The organism is Streptomyces sp. NPDC057287, from assembly GCF_042667905.1.
Lineage (GTDB): Bacteria > Actinomycetota > Actinomycetes > Streptomycetales > Streptomycetaceae > Streptomyces.
In genome coordinates this window covers 18,654-36,919 of record NZ_JBHUYV010000008.1, presented here as the reverse complement: position 1 = coordinate 36,919, position 18,266 = coordinate 18,654, and the positions used below count along the sequence as shown (strand labels likewise).

Here is an 18,266-nt window from a genome sequence, read left to right as displayed (position 1 = left end):
CACCGGGCGGTGACGCGCCCTTCACCCCGTGAAGGCCTCCCCGACCGCCTCGTACTCGCGCGTCCACCACACCGCCAGGGCCGACACCGCAGGGAACTGCGGGTCGGCCCTGCGGTCGTGTAGGCGGTAGCGCCAGCGCAGTATCCAGAAGTCGTTGAGGCGCTCCCACCACACCCGGTGCACCGCGGCCGCCAGCTCGGCCGCCCCGGCGCCCGCCGACCGCCGGTACGCGCGGGCGTAAGCCCGCACCTTCTCCAGCGCCAGCTCCCCGTCCGGCCGGACGAAGAAGATCGCCGCGGCGCGCACGGCCTCCTCGGCGCGCGGCTGCACGCCGAGCCGGTCCCAGTCCACGATCGCCACGGGGTCGGCGCCCCGGTAGAGCAGGTTCAGCGGGTGGAAGTCACCGTGCACCCACCCCTTTGCGGAACCCTCGGGCGTGGGCGGCCGGCGGTGCGCGTGCTGCTCCAGCAGGGCGCGGCGTTCGACGAGACGGTGTACGGCGAGCTCGTCGAAGGCGTCCCGGGGACCCGGGCGCCGCGCGGCCGTCAGCAGCTCGTCGATCAGCGTGAAGGTGTCGGCGGGGTCGGGGCTCGTGCTCTGCCCCCGTACGGAAGGCGGCGGGTCCGCCTCCATGACCTGCTCCAGCCCCATGTGTACGGCTCCGAGGAGCGACCCGAGCCGGCGTGACTGGGCTGTCGTCAGCTGGGCGCCGTCACGGTGGAGGCCGTCCACCCAGCGGTGCAGGGCGTAGCGCTCGCCGTCGATCACCGTGACCGTGTCACCGTGTGTGTCCGCGAGGGGCGGGGCCACCGGCACGCCGAGGGAGTGCAGCTGCTGGGTCGCCCTGTGCTGCCGGACGATCGTGGCGTGATCGCCGCTGGCGTCGTCGAGGTGGTGCTTGTCGAGGTGGTGCTTGAGGAAGTACGAGCCCCGAGTGGTGGAGACGCGGTAGCCGTGGTTGAGCAGGCCCTTGCTGAGCGGTTCGCAGGCGAGGGGCTCACCGGCGTCCGGGTAGCGGCGCAGGACCTCGCCGACCGGAGGGACAGGCGGGAGGGTCACAGATGAGCGCAGCACTCGCCACATGTTAGGTGACGCTACGTGTCCGGGCTTACGTACTTGCGTCGAAGGCCAGAGTGTGCATATGGGAGAGGCGGGGGTCGAGCCGGAGGTAGACCGGATCGAAGTGTTCGCCGTTCACCGCGGACGGGCCGGTCCCGAAGCGTTCGCGCTGCTCGGGGGCCGGGTGCACGAGCTCGGCGGGGCCGGTGAACTGCACCGACCAGAGGTCTTCCCCGCCGACGGGTGCGGGGGAGTTGAAGTTGTCCGCCCCGTAGGCGACGACGCTTCCGTCGCAGGACTCGTGGAAGCCGAGGCCCCGGTGCATCCGCAGAATCACGCCGCCCTCGACCACCAGGTGCCGGGCCACGGCCAGGAAGGGCAGGGCCCGCATGCTCATGGCCAGCCGGCCGTAGCGGACGCTGCCGAGCAGCTCGATCGCGCGGAGCTTCTCCGCGACGGAGGAGGCCGGGGGGCCGGAGGGCCCGGAGCCTGCCGCGGTTCCGGCGTCGGAGGGCCCGGAGCCCGTCGCGGTTCCGGTGTCGGAGGGGCGGGAGGAAAGCATGCGTCCCACTCTCCGCGACGCGTAGGAGCCGTGTAAGGGTCCGCCGCCCCCGGCGGTCCGGGACCAAAGTCCCTGCCCGGACCGTTCAGCGCTTCTCGGCCTGGAGCCTCGCCACGTACGCCGCGGCCTGCGAGCGCCGCTCCATGCCCAGCTTGGACAGCAGGCTGGAGACGTAGTTCTTGATGGTCTTCTCGGCGAGGTGCAGCCGCTCGCCGATCACCCGGTTCGTGAGCCCCTCGCCGATCAGGTCGAGGATCTTGCGTTCCTGGTCGGTCAGGCCCGCCAGCCGGTCGTCGCCCTTGCCGTCCTTGCCCTCGCGCAGTCGCTCCAGCACGCGGGCGGTGGCCGCGGGGTCCAGCAGGGACTTGCCGGCCGCCACGTCGCGCACGGCACTGAGCAGCTCGTTGCCCCGGATGGCCTTCAGCACGTACCCCGAGGCGCCCGCCATGATCGCGTCGAAGAGGGCCTCGTCATCGGCGTACGACGTGAGCATCAGGCACTTGATGTCCTCATCCTTGGAGCGGACCTCCCGGCAGACCTCCACCCCGCTCCCGTCCGGCAGCCGTACGTCCAGGACGGCGACGTCGGGCCGGGTCGCCGGGATGCGCGCGAGCGCGTCCGCGGCCGTGCCCGCCTCGCCGACGACCTCGATGTCCTCCTCGGCGGAGAGCAGCTCGTGGACGCCGCGCCGGACGACTTCGTGATCATCGAGCAGGAATACCGTGATTTTTCCTTCTTCGCGCACCTTCGCAGTCTCACATATTCCTTTCCCGTCCGCCCTTCCCTGCGGCTGTCGGCCGGGATAACGTGCCGTTGTTCCGGCCGCCTGCAGGGCCGTTGCCAGTGCTGTGACCAGCGGGAGTTCACGATTTTTGCGATTTACTTGGAAATCCAAGCAAAATCGCAGGTCACAAGGTGTTTCGCAGTTATGCGATGCACTGGGTAACGTGCCTATGACAGGACGCTCGCCGGGGCACCTGTCACGCCTGTTCCGGCCGAGCGGCACCCACCCCGTGCACGGGTCCGGACAGGCGAGCCGCACTGGTTCCCGGCCATCCCGGGGGCCGGACCGACGGAGGAGCACGCACGTGACCGTGGAGAGCACTGCCGCGCGCAAACCGCGACGCAGCAGCAAGCGGACCAGCGCCGCGAAGACGCCACAGAGTTCCGAGCCCCAGCTGGTACAGCTGCTGACGCCGGAGGGTGAGCGCGTCGAGCACCCGGACTTCGAGATCGACCTGAGCGCGGACGAGCTCCGGGGCCTCTACCGGGACATGGTCCTGACCCGCCGCTTCGACGCCGAGGCCACCGCGCTGCAGCGTCAGGGCGAGCTGGGCCTGTGGGCCTCGCTGCTGGGCCAGGAGGCCGCGCAGATCGGCTCGGGCCGGGCTCTGCGTGACGACGACTACGTCTTCCCGACCTACCGTGAGCACGGCGTCGCCTGGTGCCGTGGCGTCGACCCGACCAATCTGCTCGGGATGTTCCGCGGTGTGAACCACGGCGGCTGGGACCCCAACACCAACAACTTCCACCTGTACACGATCGTCATCGGCTCGCAGACCCTGCACGCCACCGGCTACGCCATGGGCGTCGCCAAGGACGGCGCGGACTCGGCGGTCGTCGCGTACTTCGGTGACGGCGCCTCCAGCCAGGGCGACGTGTCGGAGGCGTTCACCTTCTCCGCCGTCTACAACGCCCCCGTCGTGTTCTTCTGCCAGAACAACCAGTGGGCGATCTCGGAGCCGACCGAGAAGCAGACGCGCGTGCCGCTCTACCAGCGCGCGCAGGGCTTCGGCTTCCCCGGTGTCCGGGTCGACGGCAACGACGTGCTGGCGTGCCTGGCCGTCACCAGGTCGGCGCTGGAGCGTGCCCGCCGGGGCGAGGGCCCCACCCTCGTCGAGGCGTTCACCTACCGGATGGGCGCCCACACCACCTCGGACGACCCGACCAAGTACCGGGCGGACGAGGAGCGGGTGGCCTGGGAGGCCAAGGACCCGATCCTGCGGCTGCGTGCCTACCTGGAGAAGCAGGAGCTCGCCGACGCGGCGTACTTCGCCGCTCTGGAGGAGGAGAGCGAGGCCCTCGGCAAGCGGGTGCGCGAGACGGTGCGGGCCATGCCCGACCCGGAACGGCTGGCGATCTTCGATCACGCCTACGCCGACGGCAGTCCGCTCGTCGACGAGGAGCGCGCCCAGTTCGCCGCCTACCAGGCATCGTTCGCCGAGGAGGGCAACTAGCCATGGCCACCGAGAAGATGTCCATCGCGAAGGCGCTCAACGAGTCGCTGCGCAAGGCTCTCGAGACCGACCCCAAGGTCCTCATCATGGGTGAGGACGTGGGCAAGCTCGGCGGGGTCTTCCGCATCACGGACGGACTCCAGAAGGACTTCGGCGAGGACCGGGTCATCGACACCCCGCTCGCGGAGTCCGGCATCGTCGGTACGGCGATCGGCCTGGCCCTGCGGGGCTACCGCCCGGTGGTCGAGATCCAGTTCGACGGCTTCGTCTTCCCCGCGTACGACCAGATCGTCACGCAGCTCGCCAAGATGCACGCCCGCGCACTCGGCAAGATCAAGATGCCGGTCGTCGTCCGCATCCCGTACGGCGGCGGCATCGGTGCCGTCGAGCACCACAGCGAGTCGCCCGAGGCCCTGTTCGCGCACGTCGCGGGCCTGAAGGTCGTCTCGCCCTCCAACGCGAGCGACGCCTACTGGATGATGCAGCAGGCCGTCCAGAGCGACGATCCGATCATCTTCTTCGAGCCCAAGCGGCGGTACTGGGACAAGGGGGAGCTCGACACCGAGTCCATCCCCGGCCCGCTCCACAAGGCCGCTGTGGCCCGAGAGGGTTCCGACCTCACGCTCGTCGCGTACGGCCCGATGGTCAAGGTCTGCCTGGAGGCGGCCGCCGCGGCGCAGGAGGAGGGCAAGTCGATCGAGGTCCTGGACCTGCGGTCGATGTCCCCGATCGACTTCGACGCCGTGCAGACCTCGGTCGAGAAGACGGGCCGGCTCGTGGTGGTCCACGAGGCGCCGGTGTTCTACGGGTCCGGGGCCGAGATCGCGGCCCGGATCACCGAGCGCTGCTTCTACCACCTCGAAGCACCCGTGCTGAGGGTCGGCGGCTACCACGTCCCCTACCCGCCGGCCAGGCTCGAGGACGAGTACCTGCCGGGTCTCGACAGGGTGCTCGACGCCGTCGACCGCTCGCTGGCGTACTGAGGAGAGGGTCGTGACGACGATGACCGAAACGTCTGCTCGTTTCCGTGAGTTCAAGATGCCCGATGTGGGCGAGGGGCTGACCGAGGCGGAGATCCTCAAGTGGTTCGTCCAGCCCGGCGACACCGTCACCGACGGCCAGGTCGTGTGCGAGGTCGAGACGGCCAAGGCCGCGGTCGAGCTGCCGATCCCGTTCGACGGGGTGGTGCACGAGCTGCGCTTCCCCGAGGGCACGACCGTCGACGTCGGCGAGGTGATCATCGCGGTGGACGTGGCGCCCGGCAGCGGTGACGCCCCGGCCGCGCAGGACACGGTGCAGCAGCCCGTGGCGGAACCCGCCGCGGAAGCGGAACCGGAAGCGCCCAAGGGCCGCACGCCGGTGCTGGTCGGCTACGGCGTGGCGGAGACCTCCACCAAGCGCCGTGCCCGCAAGGGTGTCGAGATCCCGGGGCCGGCCGCTGCCGCGATCCAGGCGGAGATCAACGGCCACGGCACGAAGGTCCCGGACAGCCGCCCGCTCGCCAAGCCGCCGGTGCGCAAGCTGGCCAAGGACCTGGGCATCGACCTCGCCACGGTCGCTCCGACGGGCGAGGGCGGGGTCATCACCCGCGAGGACGTCCACGCGGCTGCCGCGCCGGCCCCTGCCGAGGCCCCCGCTCAGCCCGTCGTCGCGCCCGCGCCGGCCTCCGCCCCCGCCGACACGGCCGGGCGGGAGACCCGTATCCCGGTCAAGGGCGTGCGCAAGGCCATCGCGCAGGCCATGGTCGGCAGTGCCTTCACCGCGCCGCACGTCACCGAATTCGTGACCGTCGACGTGACGCGCACGATGAAGCTCGTGGCGGAGCTCAAGGAGGACAAGGACATGGCGGGGGTGCGGGTCAATCCGCTCCTGATCATCGCCAAGGCCCTCCTGGTCGCGATCAGGCGCAACCCGGGCATCAACGCCGCCTGGGACGAGGCCAACCAGGAGATCGTGCAGAAGCACTACGTCAATCTGGGTATCGCCGCCGCCACACCGCGCGGCCTGATCGTGCCGAACATCAAGGACGCGCACGACAGGACCCTGCCCCAGCTGGGCGAGGCGCTGGGCGAGCTGGTCTCCACGGCGCGCGACGGCAGGACCTCCCCGGCCGCTATGGCCGGCGGCACGGTCACCATCACCAACGTCGGCGTCTTCGGCGTCGACACGGGGACGCCGATCCTGAATCCGGGCGAGTCCGCGATCCTGGCGGTCGGGGCCATCAAGCTCCAGCCCTGGGTCCACAAGGGCAAGGTGAAGCCCCGTCAGGTGACCACGCTCGCGCTCTCCTTCGATCACCGGCTGGTCGACGGAGAGCTGGGCTCCAGGGTGCTCGCGGACGTCGCGGCGATCCTGGAGCAGCCGAAGCGTCTGATCACCTGGGCATAGCGAGCCATATGGAAGGGGGCCCGCCGCGTGATGCGGAGGGCCCCCTTTCGCGTGTGCTCCTGGCGGTCTACTTCTTGAAGCCGTAGTCCAGCAGCTTCTTGGCGTCGGCGGTCCGGGTGGTCGCGGACGTCGAGGTGAGGACGGTCCCGATGACCGTCTTGCCGTTGCGGGTCGCGGCGAAGACCAGGCAGTACTTGGCGGTCGGGCCCGAACCGGTCTTCACACCGATCATGCCGGTGTAACTCCCCAGCATGGCGTTGGTGTTGGACCACGACATGTAGCGGTAGCCGCCGGTCTTGGTCGTGACCTTCTGCTTCGTCGACTTCGTCTTCACGATCGTGCGGAACGTGGAGTTCTTCATCGCGCCGGAGGCGATCTTCGTCAGGTCGCGGGGCGTCGAGTAGTTCGAGCCGCTGCCGATGCCGTCGAAGGAGTCGAAGTGGGTGTTCTTGAGGCCCAGAGCCTTCGCGTCCGTGTTCATCTTGCCGATGAACGACTTCACCCGGGCGGCACGCGTGGAGCCGGACCCGAACTTGTCGGCGAGGGCGTAGGCGGCGTCGCAGCCCGACGGCAGCATGAGGCCGTACAGGAGCTGGCGGACCGTGACCTTGTCGCCGACGATGAGCCGGGCCGACGAGGCGGTCTTCGAGACGATGTAGTCGCTGTACGCCTTCTGGACCGTGACCTTGGCGTCGAGGTTCAGGTTCTTCTGCGCCAGCACCACCTTGGCGGTCATTATCTTCGTCGTCGAGCCGGTGGAGCGGCGGGTGTCCGCGGCCTTGCCGAAGAGCGTCTTCGAGGTGCTGTTGTTCATCACGAATCCGCCCTTGGCGGTGATCGTGGGCGTCGGCGGTGTGGCTGCCTGGGCCGCGGAGGCGAATGCCCCGCTCGCGAGGACGGCACCCGTGGTGAGTGCCACGACGGTTGCTCGGTTTATGTCCTTAAGGCCGATTTTCAAGTCGAATACTCCAAATACACCTGAAATGCGGCTACATGAGGGTGCCGCTTGGTGGTGAGACTCGTGAGGTGGCCGGATGGATGTGCTCTCGAAAGGGTGAATCCGTTTCCGGGTGGACGGATCATATGGGCCGCTTCCGGACCGGGGTGCGGAGGGGGGTGCCCGAGGCGCGTGCGACGGCTTCGCGGGCGGGGCGGCGAGTGCCGTCGGAGCCGGGGCGGCGGGTGTACGGGTGCGGGGTGCGGGCGGAGCGCCGGTGCGCGGGGTCCGGATCGCGGACGGGGCAGCGCACGTACGCATCTTGTATCTATGCTGTGTGCATGCCTGCTGCACCTTCCGCCGTCCCCGTTGCCCACAAGGCACAGCCCAAGCCCCCGCCCGCGGCCGAGCGCGTCTACACGCACATCAAGGAAGCGGTCCTCGACCGCCGCTACGAGGGCGGCACGCTCCTCACCGAGGGCGATCTCGCCGAGGCCGTCGGCGTGTCCAGGACCCCGGTGCGGGAAGCGCTGCTCCGCCTGGAGGTCGAGGGCCTGATCAAGCTCTACCCGAAGAAGGGCGCCCTCGTCCTCGCGGTCTCCGCGCAGGAGATCTCCGACGTGGTGGAGACCCGGCTGCTCGTCGAGGAGTTCGCCGCGCGCAAGGCCGTGCCCGCACCGGACCGGCTGATCGCCCGGCTCGAACAGCTCCTGGAGGAGCAGCGGGAGCTCGCCGAGGCGGGCGATCTGGCTGCGGTGTCGGTCAAGGACCGCTGTTTCCACGCCGAGATCGTGAAGAACGCGGGCAACGAGATCCTCTCGCGCCTCTACGACCAGCTCCGCGACCGTCAGCTCCGGATGGGCGTCGCCGTGATGGAGGCGCACCCCGGCAGGATCGCCGCCAACCTCACCGAGCACGGTGAGCTGCTGGAGGCCATCAGGGCGGGCGACGCGGAAGGTGCCGCCCAGGTCGTACGACGCCATGTCAGCCGGGTCAGGGTGCTGGTCCGGGGTGATGACCGATGAGCTTTCCCGCTCCCACTCTCTCCCTGCCCGGAGATCCGCCCGGTGGCCGGCGTGCCGCCCGGGTCTGGGGCATCGGCGTCGCGGTCTACTTCGTCGCCATCATCTTCCGTACGAGCCTCGGGGTCGCTGGTCTCGACGCGGCCGACCGCTTCGACGTCAACGCCTCCGCCCTGTCGACGTTCTCCATCCTTCAGCTGCTCGTCTACGCGGGCATGCAGATACCCGTGGGCCTGATGGTCGACCGGCTCGGCACCAAGAAGGTCCTCACCATCGGGGTCGTGCTCTTCACCCTGGGGCAGCTCGGTTTCGCGCTCTCGCCCTCGTACGGCACGGCGCTCGCCTCCCGCGCGCTGCTCGGCTGTGGCGACGCGATGACCTTCATCAGCGTGCTCCGGCTCGGCGCCCGGTGGTTCCCGGCCCGGCGGGGGCCGCTGATCGGGCAGGTGGCCGCGCTCTTCGGGATGGCCGGCAACCTCGTCTCGACGCTCTTCATCGCCCGCGCACTTCACGGGTTCGGCTGGACCGCGACCTTCGTGGGCAGTTCGCTGGCCGGCGTGGTGGTGCTGGTGCTGCTGCTCCTCTTCCTCAAGGACCACCCCGAGGGCCATGAACCACCGCCCGCCGAGCATGCCGGAGCGGCGTACGTGCGGAAGCAGATCGCCGCCTCCTGGAGGGAGCCGGGCACCCGCCTGGGCATGTGGGTGCACTTCACCACCCAGTTCCCCGCCATGGTCTTCCTGCTGCTGTGGGGCATGCCGTTCCTCGTCGAGGCGCAGGGGCTGAGCAGGGGTACCGCCGGTGAGCTGCTCACCCTGGTGGTGCTCTCCAACATGGTGGTGGGGCTCGTCTACGGGCAGATCATCGCCCGTCACCACGCGGCGCGCGCCCCGCTGGCCCTCGGTACGGTCGCGATGACCGCGGTGCTCTGGGCGACCACCATCTTCTACCCCGGTGACCACGCGCCGATGTGGCTGCTCATCACCCTGTGCCTGGTGCTGGGGTCCTGCGGCCCGGCGTCGATGATCGGGTTCGACTTCGGCCGCCCCGCCAATCCGCCGGAGCGCCAGGGCACGGCTTCCGGGATCGTCAACATGGGCGGTTTCGTCGCCTCGATGACGACCCTCTTCGCGGTCGGGGTCCTGCTGGACGCGACCGGGGACAACTACCGCGTGGCGTTCGCCTCGGTCTTCGTCCTGGAGGCGCTCGGCGTCGTGCAGATCCTGCGGCTGCACGCCGGCGCCACGCACAGGGAACGCGACCACCACGTCGTCAGCCGGGTCGAAGCCGTGCACGTGCCGGCCTGAACGCGCCCCGTCGGCGGGCCCGCCCGGGGCCGCCGACGGAGGGGTGGCGCCGGGTGCCGCGCTACGGGGTCACGGCGAAGTGGCGCAGGATCTCGGCGCCCAGGTCCTGGTCGCCGTCGATCTTGACGAGGTCCTCCACGGCCTGGGCCCGGACCCTGCCGCAGGCCAGCCGGTAGTACGTCTCCCAGTCCATCGCCAGGGTCGCCGCGGGCCCCAGCGACGGCGCACCGTCGACCGAGCCGCGCCCCTCGCCGTCGACCCTGACCGTGCGCAGGAACTCCAGAGGGCCGTGCACATCGAAGACCACGGCCGAGTTGGGCGGCGCGCCCGCGTCCTTGGCGACGACCTTCGCCAGACCGACCAGCAGCGTGTCCCGGACGATCAGGGAGCCGGGGGAATCCAGGTTGCCGGGCTGCCCCAGCGTCGTACGCAGATCCTGCTCGTGCACCCAGACGTCGAAGGCGCGCATGCGCAGGGCCAGTTCCAGCGTCTGTTCGGCGCCGAGGGGCGCCCGCACCATGGTCTCGGGGTCGCGCGACTCGTTGCGCAGCTGCCGCATGCGCCGGATGAGCGTGTAGTCGAGCTCCGAGGTCATCTCCGGCGCCGTGTGGTGGCGCCGTACGTCGACCTGCATCTCCATGTAGCGCTGGTGGTCGTTCTGCACGTGGTAGAGGTCGCGCGGCAGCGTGTGGATCGGACGGGGGTCGCCGAGCTGCTCGCACTCCATGCCGATGACGTGCGAGACGATGTCGCGTATCGACCAGCCCGGGCAGGGGGTCCGGCGGTTCCACTCCCCCTCGGCGAGTGGCTTGACCAGCTCGGCTATCGACTCGATGGAGTGGGTCCAGGCGTCGGCATAGGTCTGGAGGCTGGGATGGACGGTCACGGGACCCCTCGTGCGGTTCTGCGGTGCATGGGCTGGCGAGCAGGGGAGTGCCGACGGGATGGCCGGCACCGACGGTGCTGTCTGCGGGCTGCGTGGGAGGTTCGCTCGCTAAGTTACGCTGCGAGCAGGCACCCCGGCAGTGCTTTCGTGTGACGATCGTAGGCCCGCGTTGACGGCTCCCATGCCAGGACGGTGGTAGTGTGCACGCCTCTCTCATCCAGATCGCTGTAAACCAGGATGAATCGGTCAATTCCCGTAGAGAGCGCGCGGCTTCACTGGTCGTGGCCCAGCGGGGCGCGGACCTCGTCGTCCTTCCCGAGCTCTGGATGGTCGGGGCCTTCGCCTACACCACGTTCGCCGACGAGGCCGAGCCCCTGCACGGGCCCACGCACGAGATCATGGCGAAGGCGGCTGCCGAGGCCGGCGTCTGGCTGCATGCCGGTTCCTTCGTGGAGCGTGCCGAGGACGGCACCCTCTACAACACCTCGCTGGTGTTCTCGCCCGAGGGCGAGCGGGCCGCGTCGTACCGGAAGATCCACCGGTTCGGCTTCGACAAGGGCGAGGCGGTGATGATGGGGGCCGGTGAGGAGCTCGTGACCGTCGCTCTGCCGGAGACCACGCTCGGCCTCGCCACCTGTTACGACCTGCGCTTCCCCGAGCAGTTCCGCGGGCTCGTCGACGCCGGGGCCGAGACCATGGTCGTCGCGGCCGGCTGGCCGGAGCGCCGTCGCTCGCACTGGACGCTGCTGGCGCAGGCCCGGGCCGTGGAGAACCAGGCGTACGTCCTGGCCGTCGGGTCCGCGGGCACCCACGCGAGGGTCCAGCAGGCGGGCCACAGCATCGTCGTCGACCCCTGGGGCGAGGTGCTCGCCGAGGCCGGGGCCGACGAGGAGGTGCTCACCGTGGAGTTCGACCCGGCGAAGGCCACCACCACGCGGGAGCAGTTCCCGGCACTCAAGGACCGCCGTCTGGGCATCGCCCCCCGGCGCCTCCCCTGAGTCGTACGTCCGTCTTCCCGGTGGCCCGGTTTCACGTGAAACCGGGCCACCGGCGGTCCGGGAGAGCCGGTCCAGTCAGTCCTCGTCGTGTTCCTTGTCCGCGAGGGCGATCACGCAGACCGCCACCGCGATGAGCAGGGGCACATCGGCGTCCTCCCGCACGATGTCGACGCCGTAGGTGTCGCGGACGCTCAGCCATCGCCTGGAGATCTGCGCCAGCAGTTCGCCGTCGTAGTCGACGGCGAACTCCCGGTCCAGGATCTTGCCGCTGACGTCCAGCTCGGTGCCGTCCACCAGGGTCACCCGGTAGTGGTTGCGCAGGAGCGAGAGCCGTTTCCGCTTGACCTGGGCGAGCTTCTCGCCGCCGCGCTCGATGAGCATGGTGTCGCGCAGGCTGATCAGCTTCTGGCGGATCTCCACCAGTACCCGGCCGTCCGTGTCCTTCAGCTCGAAGGCGTCGCGGATCCGCATGGCCTTGCCGTCGACGAGGAAGAGCTTGCGCCCGTCCGCGTCCTCGATCCAGTAGTCGTCGCCGATGCCGAGCAGCCGCTCACGTACGAGAAGTCTCATGGATCACAGGTTCCCCGACGCCCTGCCGGAATGCGCGCAGGCCATGGTGCTGTTGACTGGTGTCATGACAGCACGTGCACGTGTCCGCGCCCCCGAACTGATCGGCAAGGGCGGCTGGCTCAATACAGGCGACCGGCAGTACACCCTTGCTGACCTGCGGGGACGCATCGTCATCCTGGACTTCTGGACCTTCTGCTGCGTGAACTGTCTGCATGTGCTCGACGAGCTGCGCGAGCTGGAGGAGAAGCACCGCGACACCGTGGTGATCATCGGTGTCCACTCGCCGAAGTTCGTCCACGAGGCGGAGCACCAGGCCGTCGTCGACGCCGTCGAGCGGTACGAGGTGCACCACCCCGTCCTCGACGACCCCGAGCTCGCCACCTGGAAGCAGTACGCCGTCCGGGCCTGGCCCACGCTCGTCGTCGTGGACCCCGAGGGCTATGTCGTCGCCCAGCACGCCGGTGAGGGGCACGCCCACGCCATCGAGAAGCTGGTCGAGGAGCTGGAGACCGAGCACGCCGCGAAGGGCACCCTGCGCCGCGGTGACGGCCCGTACGTCGCCCCGGAGCCGGTCGCCACACACCTGCGCTTCCCGGGGAAGGCGCTCGCCCTGCCCGGTGGAGGCTTCCTCGTCTCGGACACCACCCGCCACCGACTGGTCGAGCTGGACGCCGACGGCGAGACCGTGCGGGGCCACTTCGGCGCCGGTGAGCGGGGATTCGCGGACGGCGGCCCCGACGAGGCGCGGTTCAGCGAGCCCCAGGGACTCGCCGTCCTGCCGGACGGCCGGATCGCCGTCGCGGACACGGTCAACCACGCGATCAGGGCGCTCGACCTCGCGACGGGTGTGACGACCACGCTCGCCGGGACCGGCCGCCAGTGGTGGCAGGGGTCCGCCACCAGTGGCCCGGCCACGGAGGTGGACCTGTCGTCACCGTGGGACATCGCGTGGTTCGGCGACCGGCTGTGGATCGCGATGGCCGGTGTGCACCAGCTGTGGACCTACGACCCCGGGCAGGCCACGGTGCGGGTGGCCGCAGGAACGACCAACGAGGGCCTGGTCGACGGCCCCGGCGACGAGGCGTGGTTCGCTCAGCCGTCCGGCCTGGCCGCCGCCGGCGACCGCCTCTGGGTCGCCGACTCGGAGACCTCCTCGCTGCGCTACGTCGACCTGGAGGGCGCGGTCCACACCGCCGTCGGCACCGGCCTCTTCGACTTCGGCCACCGCGACGGCCCCGCCGGGCAGGCGCTGCTCCAGCACCCGCTGGGCGTCACCGCCCTCCCGGACGGCTCCGTCGCCGTCAGCGACACCTACAACCACGCCCTGCGGCGCTTCGACCCGGAGAGCGGCGAGGTCACCACCCTGGCCACCGACCTGAGGGAGCCGAGCGATGCGGTGCTGGTCGACGGCGACCTGGTCGTCGTCGAGTCCGCACGGCACCGGCTGACCCGGCTGCGGCTCCCCGAGGAGGCTGTGCGCGTCGCGGACCGGGCCCACCGCACCCGGCGGGCGGCCACCGAGGTCGCCCCGGGGACGCTGCGGCTGGACGTGGTCTTCCAGGCGCCGGCCGGACAGAAGCTCGACACCCGCTACGGCCCCTCGACCAGGCTGCTGGTCTCCTCGACCCCACCGGAGCTGCTGGCGGAAGGGTCCGGCCCGGGTACGGATCTGAGCCGCGACCTGGTCCTCGCGGACGGGTTCACCGAGGGCGTCCTGCACGTGTCCGCGATGGCGGCGTCCTGCGACGACGACCCGGCGAACGAGTACCCGGCCTGCCATGTGCACCAGCAGGACTGGGGTGTCCCCGTCAGCGTCACCGCCGCGGGGGTGTCCAGGCTCCCGCTGGTGCTGGCCGGGATGGACGAGCAGCAGGGCTGACCGCACGGAGTGCGGCGAAGGGCGGCCCGGTCCGCCCGCGCGTGCACGAGGCGCCCGGCGGATGATCCGCTGGGCGCCTCGTGCTGCCACGGGAGACGGCGCGCCGACGGGCGGCGCGGGTCGGCCGGGCGGCAGTGCCCTGCCTGCCCGTCAGGTCACTGGTAGCGGCGCTCGTCCTCCGTGACGACCGTGGTGGTGGGCGGCACGACCATGCGGCGACGGCGCGCGATGCTCACGTAGACGAAGACCCCGACGAGGCCGACGAGCATCATGATCCAGCCGACCAGGTCGACGTTGACGGTGTCCATTTCCCAGTCGGTGGCGAACGCCAGAATCGCCCCGGCACCGATCAGGAGAATGCATCCTCCGAGTCCCATGATTTCCGCCTCCTCGACGGCCCGGTGACTCCGGGCCGGTGTACGGATCGAGTACCCGGCCCGGCAACAACCATGTCCGTGGGAGCGGTTGGGGCGGTGGAGGTCAGCCCGCGAGGAACGCCACGAGGGCGTTGGCCAGGAGGTACGGGTCGTCGGCGCCGCACAGTTCGCGCGCACTGTGCATCGAGAGGATCGCCACACCGATGTCGACGGTTCTGATGCCGTGCCGGGCCGCGGTGATCGGCCCGATCGTCGTGCCGCAGGGCATCGAGTTGTTGGAGACGAACATCTGCCAGGGCACGCCCGCCTTCTCGCAGGCCGCAGCGAACACGGCGCGGCCACCGCCGTCGGTCGCGTAGCGCATGTTGACGTTGACCTTGAGGATCGGCCCGCCGTTGGCCACCGGGTGGTGCGTCGGGTCGTGCCGCTCGGCGTAGTTGGGGTGGACGGCGTGACCGGTGTCCGAAGACAGACAGATGGTCCCCGCGAAGGCCCGCGCGCGGTCCTCGTACGAACCGCCACGGGCGAACACGGAGCGCTCCAGGACGGTGCCGAGCAGCGGGCCGTCCGCGCCGGTGTCGGACTGGGAGCCGTTCTCCTCGTGGTCGAAGGCGGCCATCACGGGGATGTACGGGAGCTCCGCGTCCGGCTGCGCGGCCACGGCGGCCAGCGCCGCCGTCGCGGCGTGCACCGAGAGCAGGTTGTCCATGCGCGGGCCGGCTAGCAGCTCACGGTCCCGGCCCAGGTAGGCGGGAGCCTCCACGGGGTGCGGCATGAGGTCCCAGCCGGTGATCTCCGCGGGGTCGACGCCCGCCTCCTCGGCGACGTAGCGGATGAGGTCGCCCTCCTCGACCTCACCGAGTCCCCAGATCGGCTGCATGTGCTTCTGGCGGTCGAGCTTGAGACCGTCGGGATTGGCGGACCGGTCCAGGTGCACGGCCAGCTGCGGAACCCGGAGCAGCGGCCGGTCGACGTTCACCAGCCGGTGCGTGCCGTCGCGCAGCGAGATGCGGCCGGCCAGACCGAGGTCCCGGTCCAGCCAGGTGTTCAGGAGCGTCCCGCCGTAGATCTCGACGGCGATCTGGCGCCAGCCGTACGCACCCGTGTCGGGCAGGGGCTTGACCCGCAGGTTGGGGGAGTCGGTGTGGGCCCCGACGATCCGGTACGGAGTGTGGGCGCCGGCGCCCTCCGGCACGTACCAGGCCACGATCGCGCCGCCCCGCAGGACGTACTTCCCGCCCGTGGAGCCGTCCCACGCGTCCGTCTCCTCGACCTGCCGGAATCCGGCCTTCTCCAGTCGCGCGGCCGCTGCGGCCACGGCGTGGTACGGGGAGGGAGCGGCCATCAGGAAGGCCATCAGATCGTCGGTGTGCCCGCGGTCGAAGCGGAGGGGGGGAGAGCTCATGTTCTTCACTGTAACGACGGCGGACGGGGACGCTTCACGGTGTGCTGCGGACGCCTGCGACCCGTGTCCAAAAGTTGTCCCCGGCCGTCGTCGCGCCACCGCCCCGGGCCGGAACACGACAGCGCCGCCCCCGGAGGACTCCGGGGGCGGCGCTTCGACGGCCGGGAGGCGCGGCGCCCCTAGAAGGCGGCCTCGTCCAGCTCCATCAGCGAGTTGTCGACGGTCTCGGCGAGCGCACGCTCGGCGCCGACGCCGGGCAGGATGTTCGCGGCGAAGAACTTCGCCGCGGCGATCTTGCCCTGGTAGAAGGCGGCGTCCTTGGCCGAAGCGTTGCGCAGCTTCTCGGAGGCCACGACCGCGCCCTTGAGCAGCAGGTAACCGACGACGACATCGCCGGAGGCCATCAGGAGGCGGGTGGTGTTGAGGCCCACCTTGTAGATGTTCTTGACGTCCTCGCCGGTCGCGGTGAGGTCGGTGATCATCGTGCCGACGATCGCCTCGAGGTCCACCGCCGCCTTGGCGAGGTTGTCCAGCGCGCCGGACAGCTCCTCGTTGCCGTGGGCGCCCGCGAGGAACTTCTTGATCTCCTCGGAGAGCGTGTTCAGCGAGGCGCCCTGGTCACGGACGATCTTCCGGAAGAAGAAGTCCTGGCCCTGGATCGCCGTCGTGCCCTCGTACAGGGTGTCGATCTTGGCGTCACGGATGTACTGCTCGACCGGGTACTCCTGGAGGTATCCGGAGCCGCCGAAGGTCTGGAGCGACTGCGCGAGCTGCTCGTAGGACTTCTCGGAGCCGTAGCCCTTCACGATCGGGAGGAGCAGGTCGTTGAGGCCGTTGAGCGCCTTGGCGTCCTCGCCGGCGGCCTCCTTCACCTGGATCGCGTCCTGGACGGAGGCGGTGTACAGGACGAGGGAGCGCATGCCCTCGGCGTACGCCTTCTGCGTCATGAGGGAGCGGCGCACGTCGGGGTGGTGCGTGATGGTGACCTTGGGGGCCGTCTTGTCCATGAACTGCGACAGGTCGGTGCCCTGGACGCGCTCCTTGGCGTACTCCAGCGCGTTGAGGTAGCCGGCCGACAGCGCCGCGATGGCCTTCGTGCCGACCATCATGCGGGCGAACTCGATGATGCGGAACATCTGGCGGATGCCGTCGTGCTTGTCACCGATCAGCCAGCCCTTGGCGGGGTGCTGGTCGCCGAAGGTCATCTCGCAGGTGTTCGACGCCTTCAGGCCCATCTTGTGCTCGACGTTCGTCGCGTACACGCCGTTGCGCTCACCGAGCTCGCCGGTGGTCCAGTCGAAGTGGAACTTCGGGACCAGGAAGAGGGAGAGCCCCTTGGTGCCCGGGCCGGCGCCCTCGGGGCGTGCCAGGACGTAGTGGAGGATGTTCTCGGACATGTCGTGCTCGCCCGAGGTGATGAAGCGCTTCACACCCTCGATGTGCCAGGAGCCGTCCTCCTGCTCGACCGCCTTCGTGCGGCCCGCGCCCACGTCCGAACCGGCGTCCGGCTCGGTGAGCACCATGGTGGAGCCCCACTGCTTCTCGACGGCGATCTCGGCGACCTTCTTCTGCGCCTCGTTGCCCTCGTCGAAGAGGATGCCGGCGAACGCGGGGCCGGAGGAGTACATCCAGACCGCCGGGTTGGAGCCGAGCAGGAGCTCCGCGTAACCCCAGATCAGGGAGCGCGGGGAGGTCGTGCCGCCGATCTCCTCGGGCAGGCCCAGGCGCCAGTACTCGGAGTCCATGAACGCCTGGTACGACTTCTTGAAGGAGGCCGGGACGGGCGCGGTGTTCGTCTCGGGGTCGAAGACCGGCGGGTTGCGGTCGGCGTCGGCGTACGAGTCGGCGAGCTCGTTCTCCGCGAGGCGGGTGACCTCGTCCAGGATGCTCTTCGCGGTCTCGACGTCCATCTCCGCGAACGGACCGGTGCCGTACAGCTTGTCGCGCCCGAGGACCTCGAAGAGGTTGAACTCGATGTCGCGGAGATTCGACTTGTAGTGCCCCATGGGAAGGCTCCGTAATCAATAGCAGTGGCGCGCAGCGCCCCGTGGAGGAGTGACGATCGGGCGGCGGACGGCCGGGCGTGGGTATATCACCTGACCTCTACGATGATGCTACCCGTCAGTAATAAGACGCAACCCCTCAAGGCACAGATGTGTCCGATTACTCTTTGCGGCATGTATGGCTACGACCAGAACCAGGGCGCACAGCAGCAGATGGGCGGCGGCTACGGCGAGCAGCCGTTGTACCCCGAGCCCTCGCCGCCGTCCCTGGCCGACGCGGTACGGGCCTTCACGACCGGTTCGCTGTCCGCGGAGGACTTCCAGCAGATCTTCGCCACGGCGAAGGTCTACTGCCCGCGCGGCGACAACCCCGGATTCCTGGCCCTCCACAACACCCAGCAGCCGGTGATCCCCATGTTCACCACGCTCAAGGAGCTGCGGAGCTACGCGGGCAAGGAGTCCAAGTACTTCGTGATCACCGGTGCCGAGGTGATCGACCTGCTGCCGACCGGCTACGGCTTCGTCCTGGACATGGAGGGCGACCACCGCATGGTCTTCGACGCCAAGGCGGTGGAGCAGATGGTGGACTTCGCGATGCGCCGTATGTACGGCTGAGGAGCGCTCGCAGCCGTACGT

General features: G+C 69.9%; 17 protein-coding genes. 8 read left to right on the top strand and 9 right to left on the bottom strand.

The annotated features are described in order from the left end of the window. Window positions 1-21: 21 nt before the first annotated feature. The 3 genes from ACFUNE_RS17130 to ACFUNE_RS17120 all read right to left on the bottom strand — a co-directional run bounded on the left by ACFUNE_RS17130 (window position 22) and on the right by ACFUNE_RS17120 (window position 2,366). Entirely contained in the window at window positions 22-1,083 is a 1,062-nt protein-coding gene (locus ACFUNE_RS17130; RefSeq protein ID WP_383567884.1) for a phosphotransferase, read from the bottom strand. Between the two features lie 25 nt (window positions 1,084-1,108). Next, window positions 1,109-1,621: a pyridoxamine 5'-phosphate oxidase family protein gene (locus ACFUNE_RS17125; RefSeq protein ID WP_383567881.1), complete on the bottom strand. Its 513-nt coding sequence runs from the start codon at window positions 1,619-1,621 to the stop codon at window positions 1,109-1,111. An 85-nt stretch (window positions 1,622-1,706) separates the two neighbouring features. After that, window positions 1,707-2,366 carry a response regulator gene (locus ACFUNE_RS17120; RefSeq protein WP_383567878.1) on the bottom strand — a complete coding sequence of 220 codons (660 nt, stop codon included), beginning with the start codon at window positions 2,364-2,366 and terminating at the stop codon, window positions 1,707-1,709. Between the two features lie 343 nt (window positions 2,367-2,709). On the opposite strand from ACFUNE_RS17120, the gene pdhA reads away from it, so the two are divergent. Genes pdhA through ACFUNE_RS17105 form a run of 3 tightly spaced genes read left to right on the top strand, consistent with a single transcriptional unit; the run spans window position 2,710 to window position 6,246 of the window. Then, complete coding sequence (pdhA, locus tag ACFUNE_RS17115; RefSeq protein WP_383567875.1) at window positions 2,710-3,858, top strand: pyruvate dehydrogenase (acetyl-transferring) E1 component subunit alpha; 1,149 nt, start codon at window positions 2,710-2,712, stop codon at window positions 3,856-3,858. A gap of 2 nt (window positions 3,859-3,860) precedes the next feature. Beyond that, window positions 3,861-4,841, top strand: a complete 981-nt coding sequence (locus ACFUNE_RS17110; RefSeq protein WP_383567872.1) for an alpha-ketoacid dehydrogenase subunit beta — start codon at window positions 3,861-3,863, stop codon at window positions 4,839-4,841. A gap of 10 nt (window positions 4,842-4,851) precedes the next feature. Further along, window positions 4,852-6,246, top strand: coding sequence for a dihydrolipoamide acetyltransferase family protein (locus ACFUNE_RS17105; RefSeq protein WP_383567869.1), 1,395 nt, complete (start codon window positions 4,852-4,854; stop codon window positions 6,244-6,246). A 67-nt stretch (window positions 6,247-6,313) separates the two neighbouring features. Here ACFUNE_RS17105 and ACFUNE_RS17100 read toward each other — a convergent pair whose 3' ends face one another. Further along, complete coding sequence (locus ACFUNE_RS17100) at window positions 6,314-7,204, bottom strand: D-alanyl-D-alanine carboxypeptidase family protein (protein WP_383567866.1); 891 nt, start codon at window positions 7,202-7,204, stop codon at window positions 6,314-6,316. Window positions 7,205-7,524: 320 nt separating this feature from the next. Here ACFUNE_RS17100 and ACFUNE_RS17095 point away from each other — a divergent pair, with 320 nt between their 5' ends. Continuing rightward, window positions 7,525-8,208, top strand: a complete 684-nt coding sequence (locus ACFUNE_RS17095) for a GntR family transcriptional regulator (RefSeq protein ID WP_383567863.1) — start codon at window positions 7,525-7,527, stop codon at window positions 8,206-8,208. Then, a complete protein-coding gene (locus tag ACFUNE_RS17090; protein WP_383567861.1) occupies window positions 8,205-9,512 on the top strand; it encodes a nitrate/nitrite transporter in 1,308 nt (435 codons plus the stop codon). Before ACFUNE_RS17095 ends, ACFUNE_RS17090 begins: the two co-directional genes overlap by 4 nt. A gap of 61 nt (window positions 9,513-9,573) precedes the next feature. Here ACFUNE_RS17090 and ACFUNE_RS17085 read toward each other — a convergent pair whose 3' ends face one another. Next, on the bottom strand, window positions 9,574-10,398 hold the full coding sequence (locus ACFUNE_RS17085; protein WP_383567858.1) for a maleylpyruvate isomerase family mycothiol-dependent enzyme: 825 nt from the start codon (window positions 10,396-10,398) through the stop codon (window positions 9,574-9,576). Between the two features lie 200 nt (window positions 10,399-10,598). Here ACFUNE_RS17085 and ACFUNE_RS17080 point away from each other — a divergent pair, with 200 nt between their 5' ends. After that, window positions 10,599-11,396 carry a carbon-nitrogen family hydrolase gene (locus tag ACFUNE_RS17080; RefSeq protein WP_383567855.1) on the top strand — a complete coding sequence of 266 codons (798 nt, stop codon included), beginning with the start codon at window positions 10,599-10,601 and terminating at the stop codon, window positions 11,394-11,396. 75 nt (window positions 11,397-11,471) lie between these two features. Here the strand turns inward: ACFUNE_RS17080 and ACFUNE_RS17075 are convergent, their stop codons facing one another. After that, complete coding sequence (locus ACFUNE_RS17075) at window positions 11,472-11,966, bottom strand: LURP-one-related/scramblase family protein (RefSeq protein WP_383567852.1); 495 nt, start codon at window positions 11,964-11,966, stop codon at window positions 11,472-11,474. A gap of 64 nt (window positions 11,967-12,030) precedes the next feature. Between ACFUNE_RS17075 and ACFUNE_RS17070 the strand changes: the two genes are divergently transcribed. Continuing rightward, window positions 12,031-13,845, top strand: coding sequence for an NHL domain-containing thioredoxin family protein (locus tag ACFUNE_RS17070; protein ID WP_383567849.1), 1,815 nt, complete (start codon window positions 12,031-12,033; stop codon window positions 13,843-13,845). 155 nt (window positions 13,846-14,000) lie between these two features. On the opposite strand, the gene ACFUNE_RS17065 is transcribed toward ACFUNE_RS17070, so the two are convergent. The 3 genes from ACFUNE_RS17065 to ACFUNE_RS17055 all read right to left on the bottom strand — a co-directional run bounded on the left by ACFUNE_RS17065 (window position 14,001) and on the right by ACFUNE_RS17055 (window position 17,633). Next, complete coding sequence (locus ACFUNE_RS17065) at window positions 14,001-14,222, bottom strand: DUF6458 family protein (protein ID WP_031090542.1); 222 nt, start codon at window positions 14,220-14,222, stop codon at window positions 14,001-14,003. Window positions 14,223-14,325: 103 nt separating this feature from the next. Continuing rightward, a complete protein-coding gene (locus ACFUNE_RS17060; RefSeq protein WP_383567846.1) occupies window positions 14,326-15,627 on the bottom strand; it encodes a M18 family aminopeptidase in 1,302 nt (433 codons plus the stop codon). A gap of 179 nt (window positions 15,628-15,806) precedes the next feature. Continuing rightward, entirely contained in the window at window positions 15,807-17,633 is a 1,827-nt protein-coding gene (locus ACFUNE_RS17055; RefSeq protein WP_383567843.1) for an acyl-CoA dehydrogenase, read from the bottom strand. A 171-nt stretch (window positions 17,634-17,804) separates the two neighbouring features. On the opposite strand from ACFUNE_RS17055, the gene ACFUNE_RS17050 reads away from it, so the two are divergent. Then, the gene (locus ACFUNE_RS17050) at window positions 17,805-18,245 is read left to right on the top strand and encodes an SseB family protein (RefSeq protein ID WP_103760589.1); all 441 of its coding nucleotides are present in this window, start codon (window positions 17,805-17,807) and stop codon (window positions 18,243-18,245) included. Window positions 18,246-18,266: the final 21 nt, after the last annotated feature.

What these genes read in the sequence shown, in the direction of transcription:
- ACFUNE_RS17130 (WP_383567884.1), bottom strand. Translation starts at nt 1,083, where the DNA reads ATGTGGCGAGTGCTGCGCTCATCTGTGACCCTCCCGCCTGTCCCTCCG.
- ACFUNE_RS17125 (WP_383567881.1), bottom strand. Translation starts at nt 1,621, where the DNA reads ATGCTTTCCTCCCGCCCCTCCGACACCGGAACCGCGACGGGCTCCGGG.
- ACFUNE_RS17110 (WP_383567872.1), top strand. Translation starts at nt 3,861, where the DNA reads ATGGCCACCGAGAAGATGTCCATCGCGAAGGCGCTCAACGAGTCGCTG.
- ACFUNE_RS17095 (WP_383567863.1), top strand. Translation starts at nt 7,525, where the DNA reads ATGCCTGCTGCACCTTCCGCCGTCCCCGTTGCCCACAAGGCACAGCCC.
- ACFUNE_RS17090 (WP_383567861.1), top strand. Translation starts at nt 8,205, where the DNA reads ATGAGCTTTCCCGCTCCCACTCTCTCCCTGCCCGGAGATCCGCCCGGT.
- ACFUNE_RS17075 (WP_383567852.1), bottom strand. Translation starts at nt 11,966, where the DNA reads ATGAGACTTCTCGTACGTGAGCGGCTGCTCGGCATCGGCGACGACTAC.
- ACFUNE_RS17070 (WP_383567849.1), top strand. Translation starts at nt 12,031, where the DNA reads ATGACAGCACGTGCACGTGTCCGCGCCCCCGAACTGATCGGCAAGGGC.
- ACFUNE_RS17065 (WP_031090542.1), bottom strand. Translation starts at nt 14,222, where the DNA reads ATGGGACTCGGAGGATGCATTCTCCTGATCGGTGCCGGGGCGATTCTG.
- ACFUNE_RS17060 (WP_383567846.1), bottom strand. Translation starts at nt 15,627, where the DNA reads ATGAGCTCTCCCCCCCTCCGCTTCGACCGCGGGCACACCGACGATCTG.
- ACFUNE_RS17055 (WP_383567843.1), bottom strand. Translation starts at nt 17,633, where the DNA reads ATGGGGCACTACAAGTCGAATCTCCGCGACATCGAGTTCAACCTCTTC.
- ACFUNE_RS17050 (WP_103760589.1), top strand. Translation starts at nt 17,805, where the DNA reads ATGTATGGCTACGACCAGAACCAGGGCGCACAGCAGCAGATGGGCGGC.